The 14,058-nt window shown below is 61.3% G+C and carries 12 protein-coding genes; 7 read left to right on the top strand and 5 right to left on the bottom strand.

Going from position 1 to position 14,058, the window contains the following annotated elements; translation table 11 throughout:
- Positions 1 to 11: 11 nt before the first annotated feature.
- The 7 genes from AC1DWZ_RS19535 to AC1DWZ_RS19505 all read left to right on the top strand — a co-directional run bounded on the left by AC1DWZ_RS19535 (position 12) and on the right by AC1DWZ_RS19505 (position 6,914).
- Complete coding sequence (locus AC1DWZ_RS19535; RefSeq protein ID WP_477170620.1) at positions 12 to 1,310, top strand: glycosyltransferase; 1,299 nt, start codon at positions 12 to 14, stop codon at positions 1,308 to 1,310.
- Complete coding sequence (locus AC1DWZ_RS19530; protein WP_477170619.1) at positions 1,307 to 1,684, top strand: cupin domain-containing protein; 378 nt, start codon at positions 1,307 to 1,309, stop codon at positions 1,682 to 1,684. Before AC1DWZ_RS19535 ends, AC1DWZ_RS19530 begins: the two co-directional genes overlap by 4 nt.
- Before the next feature lie 13 nt (positions 1,685 to 1,697).
- On the top strand, positions 1,698 to 2,042 hold the full coding sequence (locus AC1DWZ_RS19525; RefSeq protein WP_320500159.1) for a cupin domain-containing protein: 345 nt from the start codon (positions 1,698 to 1,700) through the stop codon (positions 2,040 to 2,042).
- 27 nt (positions 2,043 to 2,069) lie between these two features.
- On the top strand, positions 2,070 to 3,596 hold the full coding sequence (locus AC1DWZ_RS19520; RefSeq protein ID WP_477170618.1) for an aldehyde dehydrogenase family protein: 1,527 nt from the start codon (positions 2,070 to 2,072) through the stop codon (positions 3,594 to 3,596).
- A complete protein-coding gene (locus tag AC1DWZ_RS19515) occupies positions 3,593 to 4,945 on the top strand; it encodes an NAD(P)/FAD-dependent oxidoreductase (RefSeq protein WP_477170617.1) in 1,353 nt (450 codons plus the stop codon). The genes AC1DWZ_RS19520 and AC1DWZ_RS19515 overlap by 4 nt, the downstream gene beginning before the upstream one ends.
- 80 nt (positions 4,946 to 5,025) lie before the next feature.
- Positions 5,026 to 5,931 carry a hypothetical protein gene (locus AC1DWZ_RS19510; protein ID WP_477170616.1) on the top strand — a complete coding sequence of 302 codons (906 nt, stop codon included), beginning with the start codon at positions 5,026 to 5,028 and terminating at the stop codon, positions 5,929 to 5,931.
- A gap of 86 nt (positions 5,932 to 6,017) precedes the next feature.
- Positions 6,018 to 6,914 (top strand): hypothetical protein, encoded by an 897-nt coding sequence (locus AC1DWZ_RS19505; protein ID WP_477170615.1) that lies wholly within the window; start codon positions 6,018 to 6,020, stop codon positions 6,912 to 6,914.
- Between the two features lie 63 nt (positions 6,915 to 6,977).
- Here the strand turns inward: AC1DWZ_RS19505 and AC1DWZ_RS19500 are convergent, their stop codons facing one another.
- From AC1DWZ_RS19500 to AC1DWZ_RS19480, 5 genes are all read right to left on the bottom strand, one after another.
- Complete coding sequence (locus tag AC1DWZ_RS19500; RefSeq protein WP_477170614.1) at positions 6,978 to 7,130, bottom strand: hypothetical protein; 153 nt, start codon at positions 7,128 to 7,130, stop codon at positions 6,978 to 6,980.
- Between the two features lie 426 nt (positions 7,131 to 7,556).
- Positions 7,557 to 8,345, bottom strand: coding sequence for a hypothetical protein (locus tag AC1DWZ_RS19495; RefSeq protein WP_477170613.1), 789 nt, complete (start codon positions 8,343 to 8,345; stop codon positions 7,557 to 7,559).
- A 283-nt stretch (positions 8,346 to 8,628) separates the two neighbouring features.
- Positions 8,629 to 10,416 (bottom strand): acyl-CoA dehydrogenase C-terminal domain-containing protein, encoded by a 1,788-nt coding sequence (locus AC1DWZ_RS19490; protein ID WP_477170612.1) that lies wholly within the window; start codon positions 10,414 to 10,416, stop codon positions 8,629 to 8,631.
- A gap of 165 nt (positions 10,417 to 10,581) precedes the next feature.
- Positions 10,582 to 12,921 (bottom strand): 3-hydroxyacyl-CoA dehydrogenase NAD-binding domain-containing protein, encoded by a 2,340-nt coding sequence (locus AC1DWZ_RS19485; protein WP_477170611.1) that lies wholly within the window; start codon positions 12,919 to 12,921, stop codon positions 10,582 to 10,584.
- On the bottom strand, positions 12,921 to 14,057 hold the full coding sequence (locus AC1DWZ_RS19480; protein ID WP_477170610.1) for a thiolase family protein: 1,137 nt from the start codon (positions 14,055 to 14,057) through the stop codon (positions 12,921 to 12,923). Before AC1DWZ_RS19480 ends, AC1DWZ_RS19485 begins: the two co-directional genes overlap by 1 nt.
- Between the last annotated feature and the right edge of the window lies 1 nt (position 14,058).

Here is a 14,058-nt window from a genome sequence, read left to right as displayed (position 1 = left end):
GAGAATTTTCCATGAGCAAAGGCAAAACCATCGTCCTGTTTCCGGAGGCCGCGTTCGGTCCGGCGCTCAATTGCGTCGGCATCGCCCAGCGCCTGCGCCAGATGGGGCACAACCCGGTCTTCGTGTGTGACAAGGGTTTCAAGGGTGTCTTTGAAAAATATGGGTTCGAGGAGAATCTGGTCGACATGTCAGGTGGCATGTCGGACGAAGAGATCGCGAAATTCTGGGCCAATTTCATCGCCGAGAAGCAGCCGCATTTCCGCCTGTCCCCCATCGATCAGCTGCCGACCTATGTCATTCCGGTCTGGGAGGCGATCGTCGATTCTGCCGTGATCGCGGAAGAGGGCTTGAACGCACATCTGCAGCGCATCAAGCCGGATCTGGTCGCCGTCGACAATGTGATCCTGTTTCCGGCCATCAAGAAAGCCGGTTGTCCCTGGGTCCGCATCATCTCCTGTTCGGAAAACGAAATCCCGGATCCGGATATTCCACCGCATCTCTCCGGCTGCCATGAGAACGACAAGGCCGGCTTCAAGGCGTTCGAGGATCGTTTCCTCGATCTGGTGAAGCCGGTGCATGCACGCTTCAACGAGTTTCTGGCGAAGCAGGGCGAGAAATCCTATGCCCTGGGTGAGTTCTTCGAAGCCAGCCCGACCATGAACCTGCTGCTCTATCCGAAGCCCTTGGCCTTCAAGCGCCGGACACCGCTCGATCCAAAGCGCTTCCAGTATCTCGAAGGCTGCGTCCGCGATGAAGGCGTCTATACTGTGCCGACCTTCAGCATCCATAACGACAAGCCGCTGATCTACGTTTCCTATGGCTCGCTGGGGGCGGCCGACGTCGATCTCTATAAGAATCTCATCAAGGCCTTTGTCAAGCTGCCCTATCGGTTCCTGATGAATGTCGGCGACTATATCGGCGAGTATCAAGACGTGCCGGGCAATGTGCATCTGGAAAGCTGGTACCCGCAGCCGGCTGTCATCCCCCATGTCGATCTCTTCATCCATCATGGCGGCAACAACAGCTTCAACGAGGCGCTGTTCTTCGGGAAGCCGGCGATCATCATGCCGTTCTGCTGGGACGGTCTCGACAATGCGGCGCGCATTCACGATACCGGCTATGGCGACCAGCTGCCGCGCTATACGTGGACCGAAGGGCAACTCGCGGAGATGATCGCGCGTCTTCTGGCGGACAAGGGCATGAAGCAGCGCCTCAACGAGGTCGCCAAGCACATGCAGGCGGCCAAGGGCACCGAGAAGGCTGCCAACATCCTCGCTGAGATCGCGACCACGGGGAGTTTCAAGCCGTGACATCGAAGCTCGATTCTTCGGCGCCGCATATCTATAACGCGCTCACCTTCGACGATCTCGCCGATTGGGGCGAGCAGCCGGATTGCCTGGCAGGACCATCGCGCTCATCCGGCCGGCTTCTGTTCAAGCGCCCGGATGCCAGTGTTGGCGGCAATTCGCCGGAAACAGGCCTCTGGGTCGTGACGCCGGGGAAATGGCCGCTTGCCATTCCACGCGACGAATTCTGTCATTTCATCAGTGGCCGCGCCACCTATGTGCGCGACGATGGCGAAGTCATCGAGGTCAAGCCCGGCACCTGTGTCCACTTCACTGCCGGCTGGACCGGCATCTGCACGGTTCATGAGACCCTGCGGAACGTCTATATGCTGCGATAGGAGTATGCATCCCGTGACCACACCCGTGATCTACAATCCGAAATCCGTGACCGAGGTCAAGGATTGGGGCCCGATCCCGACCATGATCGAAGGCCAATCCATGACCTCTGGCGTCCTGCTGCACAAGGGCCCAAATGGCGAGAACGAGACCGGCATCTGGATCTGCACGCCGGGCTTCTGGAACTGCCATGTGACGCGCGACGAGTTCTGCCATTTCATGCTCGGGCGCTGCACCTATACCCATGAGAGCGGCGAAGTGATCGAGATCTATCCCGACACGATCGCCTTCTTCCCGCAGGATTGGAAGGGCACCTGCCGGGTCCATGAGACGGTGCGCAAAGTTTATATGATTCGGTAGCCGCTCTCATAGAGGTAGAGCATTATCATGACCACCTTCGATCCATCCGCCGGCCAGATTTTCGTCGCCAATGACTATGTGGCGGCGCCGGGTGCGCCTTTGACTGAGGTGAAGAATCCGGCCGATCTCTCGACGGTGGGGCGGATCGCACAATGTACGCCAGCTTCATTGGATGCGGTGTTGAGCCAGGCGCGGGCGGCGCAGAAGGAATGGGCGGCATTGGATGGCAAGAGCAGGGCAGCCGCCCTGCATAAGCTTGCCGATGCCATGGCGGCAGCGACCGCTGGACCGGCTGCCGAACTGATGACTCTGGAGATGGGCAAGCCGTTCACCGAATCCGTCGGCGAGCTGATGAATGTCGGCCCCATCTTCCGCTATTTCGCTGAACTGGCGCGGGAGGATGGGGGCTTTGTGGCGGCACCCACGGCGCCGAATTCCACGCAATATGCACGTTGGTATCCCTACGGCGTGACGGCGCACATCGTGCCCTACAATTTTCCGATCATTCTGATGGCATTTACCGTGGCGGCTTCGCTTGCCGCCGGCAATGCCGTGGTGATCAAACCGGCGCCGGCGACATCCTTGTCGACACTGGCCTTCATGGAACATTTCAAGGTGCTGCCGGCGGGCCTAGTCTCCTGCGTCACCGGCGGTGTCGATACGGCAAAGGCGCTCATCCAGGACGATCGCATCGGCGTCGTCGCTTTCACCGGCTCGGTCGAGGCGGGGCGCGAGGTGGCTTCAGCCTGTGGACGCCTGCTGAAGCCCTGCGTCATCGAAGCCGGTGGCTCCGATCCGCTCATTGTCATGGACAGCGCCGATCCCGACATCGCGGCGGCAGCGGCGGTCACGGGCGCCTTCCATCTTTCCGGCCAGATCTGCACCTCGACCGAGCGCCTCTATGTACATGAGAAAGTGCATGATGCGTTTGTCGACGCCATGGTGACACGCACCAAGGCCTTGCGCATCGGTCCCGGCCTCAAGAATGTCGAGATCGGCCCGCTGGTCTCGGAAGCCGCGCGCGCCAAGGTGATGCGGCTGGTCGACCAGGCGGTGGCGCAGGGTGCCAGGGTCGCCTGTGGCGGCCGCGTGCCGCCGGCATTCAATACCGGCTGGTTCTATGAACCGACCATTCTTACCGGCGTGACGCCGGAGATGGATCTCATGCAGGCGGAAATGTTCGGGCCGGTGGCGCCGATTGTCCGGGTGCGCGATTTCGACGAAGCCATAAACCTTGCCAACGGATCCCGCTTCGGTCTGGGCGCCGCCATCTTCACGGCGAAGCTCGATGAAGCAATGGCTGCCATCGACAGGATCGAGGCCGGCATGGTCTGGGTCAACAATGTGCTGGGTGACAACGACGCCTTGCCCTTCGGCGGCTGGAAACTTTCCGGCCTCGGGCGCGCGCTGTCACGTCTCGGCCTCAATGCCTTCCGGCAATCCAAGATGGTGATGCTGGACCACAAAGCCGAACTGCAATCCTGGTGGTATCCCTATTCGGACAGCTTCTACGCTGAACGCGGCGGCCGCTGGGAAACGAGCGAGAAATCATGAAGCATCTCTATCATCCAACCGCCCTCGATCCCGCCAATCCGGTGAAAAGCTGGTGGCGTGATTCAAAGACAGATTTTCCGGCCTATCCGACGCTGGAAGCCGAGATCGACACAGACGTCGCGATCATCGGTGGCGGCTATACCGGTCTCTCGGCAGCTTATCATCTGCAGCGTGATCACGGACTCCAAGCCGTGGTGCTGGAGCGCGCCTATGTCGGCTGGGGGGCTTCCGGCCGTAATGGTGGCTTCTGCTGCATGGGCTCCTCCAAGATGCCCTGGCCCAAGATGCTGGCGAAGTTCGGACTGGAAGAGACAAAGACATTCTGGCGCAGCCAGAAGGCGTCGGTCGAGCTGGTGGCGGACATCGTCGTGCACGAGAACCTCGATATCGACAAGACCGGAACCGGTGAGATTTCGCTGGCCCACAGGCCCGACATGATCGACAGCCTCAAGGAAGAAGCTGCCTTCATGACCAGGACCTTCGGCGCCAATGAGGTCTTCGTGTCGAAGGAAGAACTGGTGGCCGGCGGCTTCAATTCGCCCGGCCTTTATGCTGGTGTCGCCAACCCCAATGGCTTCGGGCTCAACCCGTGGAAATATGTCAACGGCCTTGCCGCGGCGACCCAGAAGGCTGGCGCCAGGATCTATGCCAACAGCGAGGTCATCCATTGGACGCGTGACGGGGCGAAGCATGTGCTGACCACCGCGCGTGGCCGGGTGCGCGCCGACAAGGTGCTGATCGCGACGGCTGCTTATACCTCGGAAGATCTGCATGATGGTTTCGGCGGGCGCATCTTGCCGGCCCTGTCCTCGATCGTGGTAACGCGGCCGATGAGCCAGGGCGAGCTCAGCGCCCAAGGCTGGACCAACACCACGCCTGTCTATGATCTCCGCTACTTGTTGCATTATTTCCGCCTGCTGCCCGACGGCCGCTTCATGTTCGGTGGACGCGGTGGCCTGTCGGCCGAACCCGGCGCCCTCAACCGGCAGCTCGATAATATCGAGGCTGGCTTCCGCGCCTATTATCCGGCCTGGAAGGATGTCGAGATCACCCATCGCTGGTCGGGCCTGCTCTGTCTGGCCCAGGACCTCGTCCCCCATGTCGGTGCCTGGGACGATCAGCCCGGCACCTATTTCGCCATGTGCTATCACGGCAATGGCGTTGCCATGGGGACCTGGGCGGGCCGTGCCGCCGCGCGGGCAATGGCCAATGGCTCAAGTTCGGGCGGCGTCGATGAACGGCCGAATTTCATCCGGCGCGCGCCGCCGAAATTCCCGCTGCCTTTCCTGCGGCCGCTCTATTTGCGCGGCGCCTATATCGCCTATGGCATCAAGGACGCGCTGAAATAGCGGTTTGAACCGGCCGCCTTGTAGGAACGACGAAGCCGTGAGACGCTTTTCGTCGGGCATCCCCCAACCATAGGTGATACATGCGCGTCCTGCTTTCGGCGATGTTGCTGCTCGCTGGCACGATCCCGGCTGTGGCCGATCCGCTGGTCGCGGTGACGGCGCCGGCCGCCCTGTCGATTGAGTCGGATGGTGACAATTTCCGGGTCACCAGCGACAGCCAGCGCTATCAGACCATCGTGCTGCCCTGGTACGACCGCAGCAATGCACCCATCTGGCAACTGCTCGACATTCACCAGCACAATGTCGCCATCGATGGACCGCAAGCCGATTTCCATTACCTGGAAGCCAACACCAAGGTCACCGTCTATCCCTTGAACGCGCAGGGAAAGGGACCGCTTGCCTATACCATCGAGGCGCCGGCCGACAGCGTTACCGCCTATGGCGGGTTCCTGACCCTGACGCGCGATGGCTGCTGCATCGAGCAGCCGACTCATGCCATCTATAGCCTGTTGACCGGTGAATATCTGTTCAATGCGACCGGCAACGGACCCTCCGGCCAATGGGCGAATTTCAGCGCGCAAGGGACCTATCGCCTGGAGCGCTATATCGCAGCCCATGTCCGCGAAACCGCTGCCGACGCGGAATTGTTTGCCAGCGAACCCAATGGTGCCGCCATCATCAGCTATGCCGACCAGGGGCAGCCACTGCAGCGGCTCATGCTGGTGATTCCTGTCGAGGCGATGGCCGAGAACGTGCCCCATGAATGGTATCCGCAGCTGGACCTTGTCAGTGACACCTATCCAAAGGGGACCCACGACATCCTGGTCGATCATGTCGGCGATCCGGCTACCGTCTTTGGCAATGCCAGCGTGCGGCTGCAGCTGGACGATGCCACGGCCGTTCAGATTCCCATCACGGCCGACCGGCTCGATCTCAAGGCCGCCAAGTTGCCGGCGGGGTACAAGCTCGTTGAAATCCCGCTCTAGGGTGAACCCATCGCCTTGCGGTTGCGACCAAGGCGTGAGACCCTTTCTATTCGGGGACGCCAGCCAATTATGGGTGAATCATGCGCATGCTTTTGTTAGCGGCGGCATTGCTGCTGCCTGGTTTTGCTTACGCCGAGCCTTTGGTGCAGGAAACGGCGCCATCCACCATCGCCGTAGTCAAGGACGGCGCCAATTACCGCATCACCACCGATAGCCGGCGCTATCAGACCAATGTCCTGCCCTCAGTCGCGGCCAAGAACGCGCTCATCTATCAGCTGCTGGAGATCGAAGAACACCAGGTGGCACTTGAAGGGACAGAGATCGAACAATCGATCGAGGAAGCGACGGTCAAGGTGACGGCCTATCCGCTGACCGACAAGGGCAAGGGTGAGGCGGCTTTCACCATCACGGGCAAGGCCAATGATGTCAGGGCCAGCAGTTCGTTCCTGACGCTGACGCGCTACGGCTGCTGTGTTGAAACCGATACCTATGCCGTCTATTCCTTGGAGAGCGGCAAATATCTGTTCAACGCCACCGGCGAAGGCCCGGTGGGCCAATGGGCGACCATGGGCGCCCATGGCGGGTTCAAATTTGAGCGCATCTTTGCCTTCCATGCCAAGATTACCGCGGCCGACGATGAACTGTTCGGCGATACCGCCAACGGTGCCGTCATCATCACCTATGCCAGCCAGACGGAACCGTTGCAGCGCATGATGCTGGTGGCGACCCAGGACGATATGGATCATGACGCGCCGCTGGAATGGATGCCGAAGATCGAACTTGTCAACGCGACCTACCCCAAGGGTATCGACCGCATCTTCGTGGAAAGGGAGGGGGCGGAGGCGGCGCTCTTCACCGACGCAACGGTGCGCCTGACGCTGGATGAGGGGACGATCGTCGAGATTCCGCTGGTTGCAGATCATCTCGACATCAAGGCGGCGAAACTGCCCGCAGGCTACAGCCTGGTTGAGATGAAGATCTGAGCGGCGGCCAGAAAAGGGCCGGGTCGTGCGTAGGCAGGGCCTGGCCTTTTTTGTTTTCAGTGTCTAACGGTCGTTAGCCGGGCGCGGCATCAGGCAGCTGGCACGGACGGCGCGATAGCCGCTCCGGATCTGCTTCAGGGGCTGGAAATACCAGCCACGCACGCCGATCAAAACCGGTTTCACGAAGATGTCTTCTCGTTTGGCGGCAACGCTCATTGTCAGGCTCTCGTCTGCTGATCCTGCGTCATTGGCTGCAAGTCCTACCGGATCATTTTGTCGAGACGATGACATCGGTATGACGCTTCCACGACCCATGCTGGCCAACATGACCGACTGCGGATGACGTTTCACTGACATGGGATGGAACGGTGAAAGAAAGGGGTCGCCGGCGGGCAGTTTAGGGGGGCAATGAGGCCCGCCGGCGGGGTGTGGGGTTAGGGACCGCGAAGGTCCAATCCTGGTGACACCCAAGTGTTCAATCGCAAACTCAGGGAAACTCCCGGCAGGCCACAGGGAGGGGGGTGACCTGCCGACACCCATGATATTGGGCTAAGGGCCGCCGATTTGCAGTGACGCGGGTCACAAAGCCGCAGCAAGCTCCGAGAATTCTGCAAGACCCTGAATTATATGGACAAAACTACCTTATTGAATGTCGCCAAGGCGCGATTGGAAGGTCTGCCGGGCGCTGGTCATGGTAAAAACCAGGTCGTAATGGCCAAGTTCGCTGGGATCCCACGCCGTGACGGTCATGTCGCCGCGCTGCCAGGTGGGGACCTGCATGTTGAAGGAAATACCGGGCGCGATTTCAACCTGATCCTTGGTGACGGTCGATTCGCCCAGACGCTGGTTGAGGCCTGCCATCAGCTTGTAGCCATCCTTGGCATGAACCGGCATGACCCGGGCCGCCACCAGGGCATAGCTGTGTGCTGCCGGGGTGGAAAGGTCGTTGCCGCCGTAAAGGGCGTCGCTGAAGCCGGTTTCGTCCATGCTGACGGTGGTTACCTCGGCGTCGTCCGACTTGGCGGCCACTTCCATGAAATCAAAACGCAGGCGCGCTTTCACGCCGTTGATGGTGAATTCGACCGGACGCCACCAGGAGCGGTTGGCAGGATCCGGGGCCACCACGCGGCAGATCTTGATGCCGACGCTCTCATAGCGCGCTTCGTCGCGGGCAACGTAACCCACCATGCGGTTGTGCAGCTCGGGATCATCACCGCATTTGACAGTGGCGTCCTTGGGTAAATCGTCGAAGGGAAGCGGCATGGTCTTGAATTGCGCGAGGCTGATCCCGAAGCGATAGCCAAGCGATCCTTCATCGACACCGGCCGATGCCGTCTGTACCGTCAGCAACATGGCGCCTGCCGTCAGGCCAAACACCACCGTCGCGGTGGCGAGGCTTCTCGCCGCCGCCGTCTTTGCGTTGCGCATCATCGATAGCATCCCGTCCCGTTGGGGCGACCTGTCTGCCAAGGTTTGAACCCGTCTTGCCTTGACTGAGTCGGGATCATTTCCCTTGAAGCCGACTCGACCAGTCACCATGCGAGACAGAATGCCGACAAACTACGACAGTTCCGTTGTGAGAAGAATCTCTCAGCTGTGAGGTGGCTGTGACCAAACCCCCGACTTTTCTGAGGGCGTGTGACAGACCTGTCAGATAGGCCTGATTCTATGGTTAAAGCTTAAAATCGCTTAAGCTTTTCCGACGGCGTGCAACTTAAAAAGCCTCTGCCGGCATGGCCATCAATGAGTCAGATCCCGCCATCAATGTCGTAAACAGGGAATTCGATTCAGGCAGCAGTCGCGCAAAGTAGAAGCGCGCAGTCATCACCTTGGCGGCATAGAAGCCATCGCTATCCTCGTTCTTCTTAGAGAGCGCGATTTCCACCATGCGGCACCACATGTAGGCCAGCGCCACCAGCGCGAACAGGCGCTGATAGTCGGTGGCCGCAGCACCTGCCTCATTGGGGTTGGCAAGGCCGGCCTGGGCCAGCCAGGCCGTGGCCTGCTGCAATTTGGCAAAGGCCTTGGCAAGCGGCAGGACGAATTCCGCCATCTCCGGAATCTCACTGGCGGTCTCGATGTAATCACTCACCGGATGGAAGAAGCGGCGCGCGAGACGCCCGGTTCCCGTCGGCAGCTTGCGTCCCACCAGGTCGAGCGCCTGGATCCCGTTGGTGCCTTCATAGATCTGGGTGATGCGCGCGTCGCGCACCAGCTGCTCCATGCCCCATTCGCGGATATAGCCGTGGCCGCCATAGATCTGCACGCCAAGATTGGCGGCATTGAAGCCGTGATCGGTCAGGAAGGCTTTGACCACCGGCGTCAGCAGGGCCACCAGATCATCGGCCTCCTGCCGCTTCTCCGGGTCCGGGTGATGCAGCGACACGTCGAGCTCGCGCCCGACCCAATAGGCGAGCGCCCGGCACCCTTCGTTGAGGCTGCGGATGGTCAGCAGCATGCGCCGCACATCAGGATGCACGATGATCGGATCAGCGGGTTTGTCGGGAAACTTCGCGCCGGTGAGCGCGCGCATCTGCAAGCGGTCGCGGGCATAGGTGACGGCACCCTGATAGGCGGCCTCCGCAATGCCCAGGCCCTGCATGCCGACGGCGAGACGGGCCGTGTTCATCATGGTGAACATGGCCGACATGCCTTTGTGCGGCTTGCCGACCAGCCAGGCTTGCGCGCCGTCGAAATTCATGACGCAGGTCGACGACGCCTTGATGCCCATCTTCTTCTCGATGGAGCCGCAGACCACCGGATTGCGGGCGCCGGGCTTGCCGTCCTTGTCGGGCAGGAATTTCGGACAGACGAAGAGTGAGATGCCGCGGATGCCGGCCGGCGCATCGGGGAGGCGCGCCAGCACCAGATGGATGATATTCTCCGCGAGGTCATGCTCCCCGGCCGAGATGAATATTTTGGTGCCGTAAAGCTTGTAGGAGCCGTCTGCATTGGCTTCCGCGCGTGTCTTGCAGAGGCCGAGATCGGTGCCGCAATGCGGTTCCGTGAGGCACATCGTGCCAGTCCAGGTGCCATCGACCAGTTTCGGCAGATAGAGCGCCTTCTGCTCTTCCGATCCATGGGCATGGATCGCATTGTAATTGCCGTTGGAGAGGCCCGGATACATGCCGAAGGAGAGATTGGCCGAACAGATCATCTCCTCGACCGCAAAGTTCACCAGTTTCGGCAATCCTTGCCCGCCATAGGCCGGATCGCAGGGCAGGCCGGTCCAGCCGCCTTCGATGAACTTGGCATAGGCTTCCTTGAAACCCTTGGGCGTGGTGACGGTGCCCTTGTCGTAATGGCAGCCCTCTTCATCGCCTTCATGGTTGAGTGGCTGCAGCTCATTTTCGCAGAATTTCGCCGCCTCTTCGAGCACTGCCTGCACCAGATCCGGCGTCGCCTCGACGAAATCGGGAATCTGCTGCGGCAGGTTCTCCAGCTGCAGCAATTCGGTGAGCACGAACTGGATATCGCGCAAGGGGGCTTTATAGGCGGGCATGTTGTTCTCCAGAGTCTGAACCCGGTCGCACGATACCCCCCACCCCGACCCTCCCCCTCAAGGGGGGAGGGAGATTCGATCGAGCAACACGCTCGGTGGAGTCCTCTCCCCCCTTGAGGGGGAGAGCTAGAGAGGGGGGCGTGGATCGACCTGGCTCGATCATCATCAATTCCTGAGCGGCTTGCCGGTGCCGAGCATATGTTCCATCCGCGCAAGCGTTGGGCCTGTGCGCAGCAGGGTCATGAAGGCTTTCTTCTCCAGCTTCGACAGCTGATCTTCGGTCACCAGTTCCGTGATGTCGGTCTTGCCGCCGGACAACACCTCCGCCAGCGCGTCAGACACCGTCACATCATGCGGCAGCGCCTTGCCTTGGAGCGCAAACCCTTCGACGGCGAGCTGCAGCGCCGTGCGGCCGGTGGGACCGGGCAGGCGCAGTTCCTGGGGTTTCGGTGCTTCATAGCCGGCGGCCAGCATGGCCAAGGCCTTCGCTTTGGCGTCGAACAGCAGGCGGTCCCTGTTCATGCTGATGCCGTCATGGGCGCGCAGGAAGCGCATCTCCTTGGCCTCCGCCGCAGACTTCGCCACCTTGGCCAAAGAAATGGTCTCAAAGGCCTGGCCCACCGGGGGCATCGGGCCTTTGGGGTCGCGGCCTGTAGGTTGGAATCGCAGCAGCATCTCCTTGCATCCGCCCCAGCCCGGGATGAGGCCGACGCCGACCTCGACCAGACCCATATAGGTTTCGGCATGGGCCTGGATGGAAGCGCAATGCAGCAGCACCTCGCAGCCGCCACCCAGCGCCATGCCGGATGGCGCGCCAACCACGGGGAAGGGCGCGAATTTCACGGCTTTGTAGGAGGCCTGGCCGGTACCGATGAGATCGTCGATCATCGGCCACATGGCGATGTTGGCGGCAAAGAGGGCGAGGCCGATATTGGCGCCGACCGAGAAGTTCTCGGCCTCGTTATGAATGACCAGCGCCTTCATCTTCTTGGCCACATGATCGACCGACTGCTTGACCATGGCGAGGCTGTCGGGATCGAGGGAGTTCATCTTGCTGTGGAATTCGAGGCAGGCGACCCCATCGCCGATGTCCCAGAGCGACGCGGAGCCGTTCTTGATGATCGGCTTGGCGCCAAGCTTGATGTCGGAGAGCAGCAGCACGCCTTCGGACCTCACCAGCTTGGTGTAGGTGCCGTCGGGCTTCAGATGCTCGATCTGACCATTCGCCACCCGGTAGAAGCCGCCGGCCTTGGCAGCAACGCTGAGGAAGGGTGGCACCGGTAATTTCTCGGCGGCCAGTTTCTCGGCCAACCAGGCGGCACCCATCTGGTCGATCATTTCAAAGGGGCCGCGCTTCCAATTATAGCCCGTCTTCATGCCCTGATCGACAGCGACCACGTCGTCAGCGATCTCCGGCACCAACGACGCGGCATAGGAAAGGAGGGCGGAGAGGACACGCCAGGCATATTGCCCACCCTTATCCTTGTAGCCGACCAGTGCCTTCAATCCACCCTTGGCCGCATCGGCGGACTCCAAGCGTGCGCGGTCGCTTGTGGCGTATTCACCCGTTTTGAGATTGACCGATTCCTTGACCTTGCCGCCGCCCGCCGTATTGAGCCGGTAGAAGCCGCCCTTGCCTTTGCGACCCGTGTAGCCATCCGCGATCATCTTTTCCAACAGCGGCCAGGGTCGCCGGATTTTCATATAGGCGTCGTCGGGTGCCAGCAGGCTTGCCATGCTTTTGTCGACATGGGGCATCAGATCAAGGCCGACGAGGTCGAGGAGGCCGAAGAGCCCGGTCTTGGGTGCGCCGATCGGCCGGCCCATGATGGCGTCGGCTTCTTCGACCGTGAGATCGAGATCGAGCGCTGCGTTGACCGCCGCCTGCATCCAGAAGACGCCGATGCGGTTGCCGACAAAGCCCGGCGTGTCCTTGGCGTGAACGATGGTCTTCCCCAGCATGCGGTCGCCGAAATCGCTGATGTCGGCAATGACCTGTGGCCGTGTCTTGGCGCCGCCGACGATCTCCAACAGGCGCATGTAGCGCGGCGGGTTGAAGAAATGGGTGATGCAGAAGTCAGACTGCACGCTCTCCGGCATGCCCTCGACCAAGGTCTTCAACGGAATGGTCGAGGTGTTGGAAGAGAGGATCGAGCCCTTCTTCCGCTTGCCCTCCAGCTTGTGATAGAGGCCCTGTTTGAGATCGAGGCGTTCGATGATCGCCTCGACCACCCAATCGACATCGGCCAATTGGTCGAGATCATCTTCGATATTGCCAGGCGTGATCAGCTTTGCAGCCGCCTTCGACATCAACGGCGCCGGGTCGGCCTTCTGCAGCTTATCTATGGCGCCCTTGGCGATGGCCGACCGGCCCCCATCGTTTCCTGGCCCCTCCTTGGGGACAATGTCGAGGAGGAGCACAGGCACGCCGGCATTGGCGATCTGGGCGGCGATGCCGGCCCCCATCACCCCCGCGCCGATGACGCAGGCCTTTTGGATGGCCATCACACCGCCTCCAGGATGGTGGCGATGCCCTGGCCGCCGCCGATGCATTGCGTGGCCAAGGCGAACTTCTTGCCCTCACGTTTCAGCAGTGACGCGGCCTTGCCGGTGATACGGGCACCGGTGGCGCCCAGCGGGTGCCCCAGCGCAATGGCGCCGCCATCGAGATTGACGCGTCCGATGTCGATCTTGAGATCGCGGATGCAGGCCAGCGACTGCGAGGCGAAGGCTTCGTTGAGTTCGATGATGTCGATGTCGTCGATGGTGAGGCCGGCGCGCTTCAGCGCCTTTTGCGTGGCGGCGACCGGGCCGATGCCCATGATCTCCGGTGCACAACCGGCCACCGAGACCGCGCGGATCTTCGCCAGCACCTTGAGGCCATGCGCCTTGGCATAGTCGGCTGAGGTGACCAGGGTGAAGGCCGACCCATCGGTCAGCGGCGAGGAGGTGCCGGCGGTGACCGAGCCATTGGCGTCAAAGGCCGGCTTCAACCCGGCCAGGGCTTCAAGGGTCGTGCCGTCGCGGATGGTGCCGTCTTCGCTGACCAGATCCTTGCCCGCCTGGATGGGGACGATCTCATCCTTCAGCTTGCCGGCAGCCCGCGCAGCACTCGCCTTGTTCTGGCTGGCGACCGCGAATTCTTCCTGCTCGGTGCGGCTGATCTTGTACTTGTTGGCAACGTTCTCGGCGGTGGTGCCCATGGAGATGTAAGCTGCGGGCAGCCTTTCATTCAGCGCCGGGTTGGGCATCGGGTTGAAGCCCAGCATCGGCACCCGGGTCATGCTTTCGACACCGCCGCACAGGAACGCCTCGCCCGCCCCCATGGCGATGGCGCCAGCCGCCATATGGATGCTTTGCATGGAGGAGCCGCAGAAGCGGTTGATCGTGGCGCCGGCCACCGATTGCGGCAATTCGGCAATGAGGTCGATGAGGCGCGCCACGTTGAAACCCTGTTCGCCTTCCGGGAAGGCGCAGCCCAGCAGCAGATCTTCGATGTCCTTGGGCTCCACACCGGTCTTGGCGATCAGGCTTTTCACCACCGCGGCGGCCAGATCATCGGGCCGCACTTTGATGAGCGCGCCCTTGTTGGCGAAATGGAAAGGCGAGCGCTGGTAGCCCGCAATGACGGCTTCTTGCATA

The organism is Dongia sp. P2_B8 (assembly GCF_056404715.1).
Note: the sequence above shows the minus strand (reverse complement) of the source record. Positions and strands in the feature narration are given on the sequence as shown.

Coding starts and splice junctions, on each gene's coding strand:
- AC1DWZ_RS19535 (WP_477170620.1), top strand. CDS start 12: ATGAGCAAAGGCAAAACCATCGTCCTGTTTCCGGAGGCCGCGTTCGGT.
- AC1DWZ_RS19520 (WP_477170618.1), top strand. CDS start 2,070: ATGACCACCTTCGATCCATCCGCCGGCCAGATTTTCGTCGCCAATGAC.
- AC1DWZ_RS19515 (WP_477170617.1), top strand. CDS start 3,593: ATGAAGCATCTCTATCATCCAACCGCCCTCGATCCCGCCAATCCGGTG.
- AC1DWZ_RS19510 (WP_477170616.1), top strand. CDS start 5,026: ATGCGCGTCCTGCTTTCGGCGATGTTGCTGCTCGCTGGCACGATCCCG.
- AC1DWZ_RS19505 (WP_477170615.1), top strand. CDS start 6,018: ATGCTTTTGTTAGCGGCGGCATTGCTGCTGCCTGGTTTTGCTTACGCC.
- AC1DWZ_RS19500 (WP_477170614.1), bottom strand. CDS start 7,130: ATGAGCGTTGCCGCCAAACGAGAAGACATCTTCGTGAAACCGGTTTTG.
- AC1DWZ_RS19495 (WP_477170613.1), bottom strand. CDS start 8,345: ATGATGCGCAACGCAAAGACGGCGGCGGCGAGAAGCCTCGCCACCGCG.
- AC1DWZ_RS19490 (WP_477170612.1), bottom strand. CDS start 10,416: ATGCCCGCCTATAAAGCCCCCTTGCGCGATATCCAGTTCGTGCTCACC.
- AC1DWZ_RS19485 (WP_477170611.1), bottom strand. CDS start 12,921: ATGGCCATCCAAAAGGCCTGCGTCATCGGCGCGGGGGTGATGGGGGCC.
- AC1DWZ_RS19480 (WP_477170610.1), bottom strand. CDS start 14,057: ATGCAAGAAGCCGTCATTGCGGGCTACCAGCGCTCGCCTTTCCATTTC.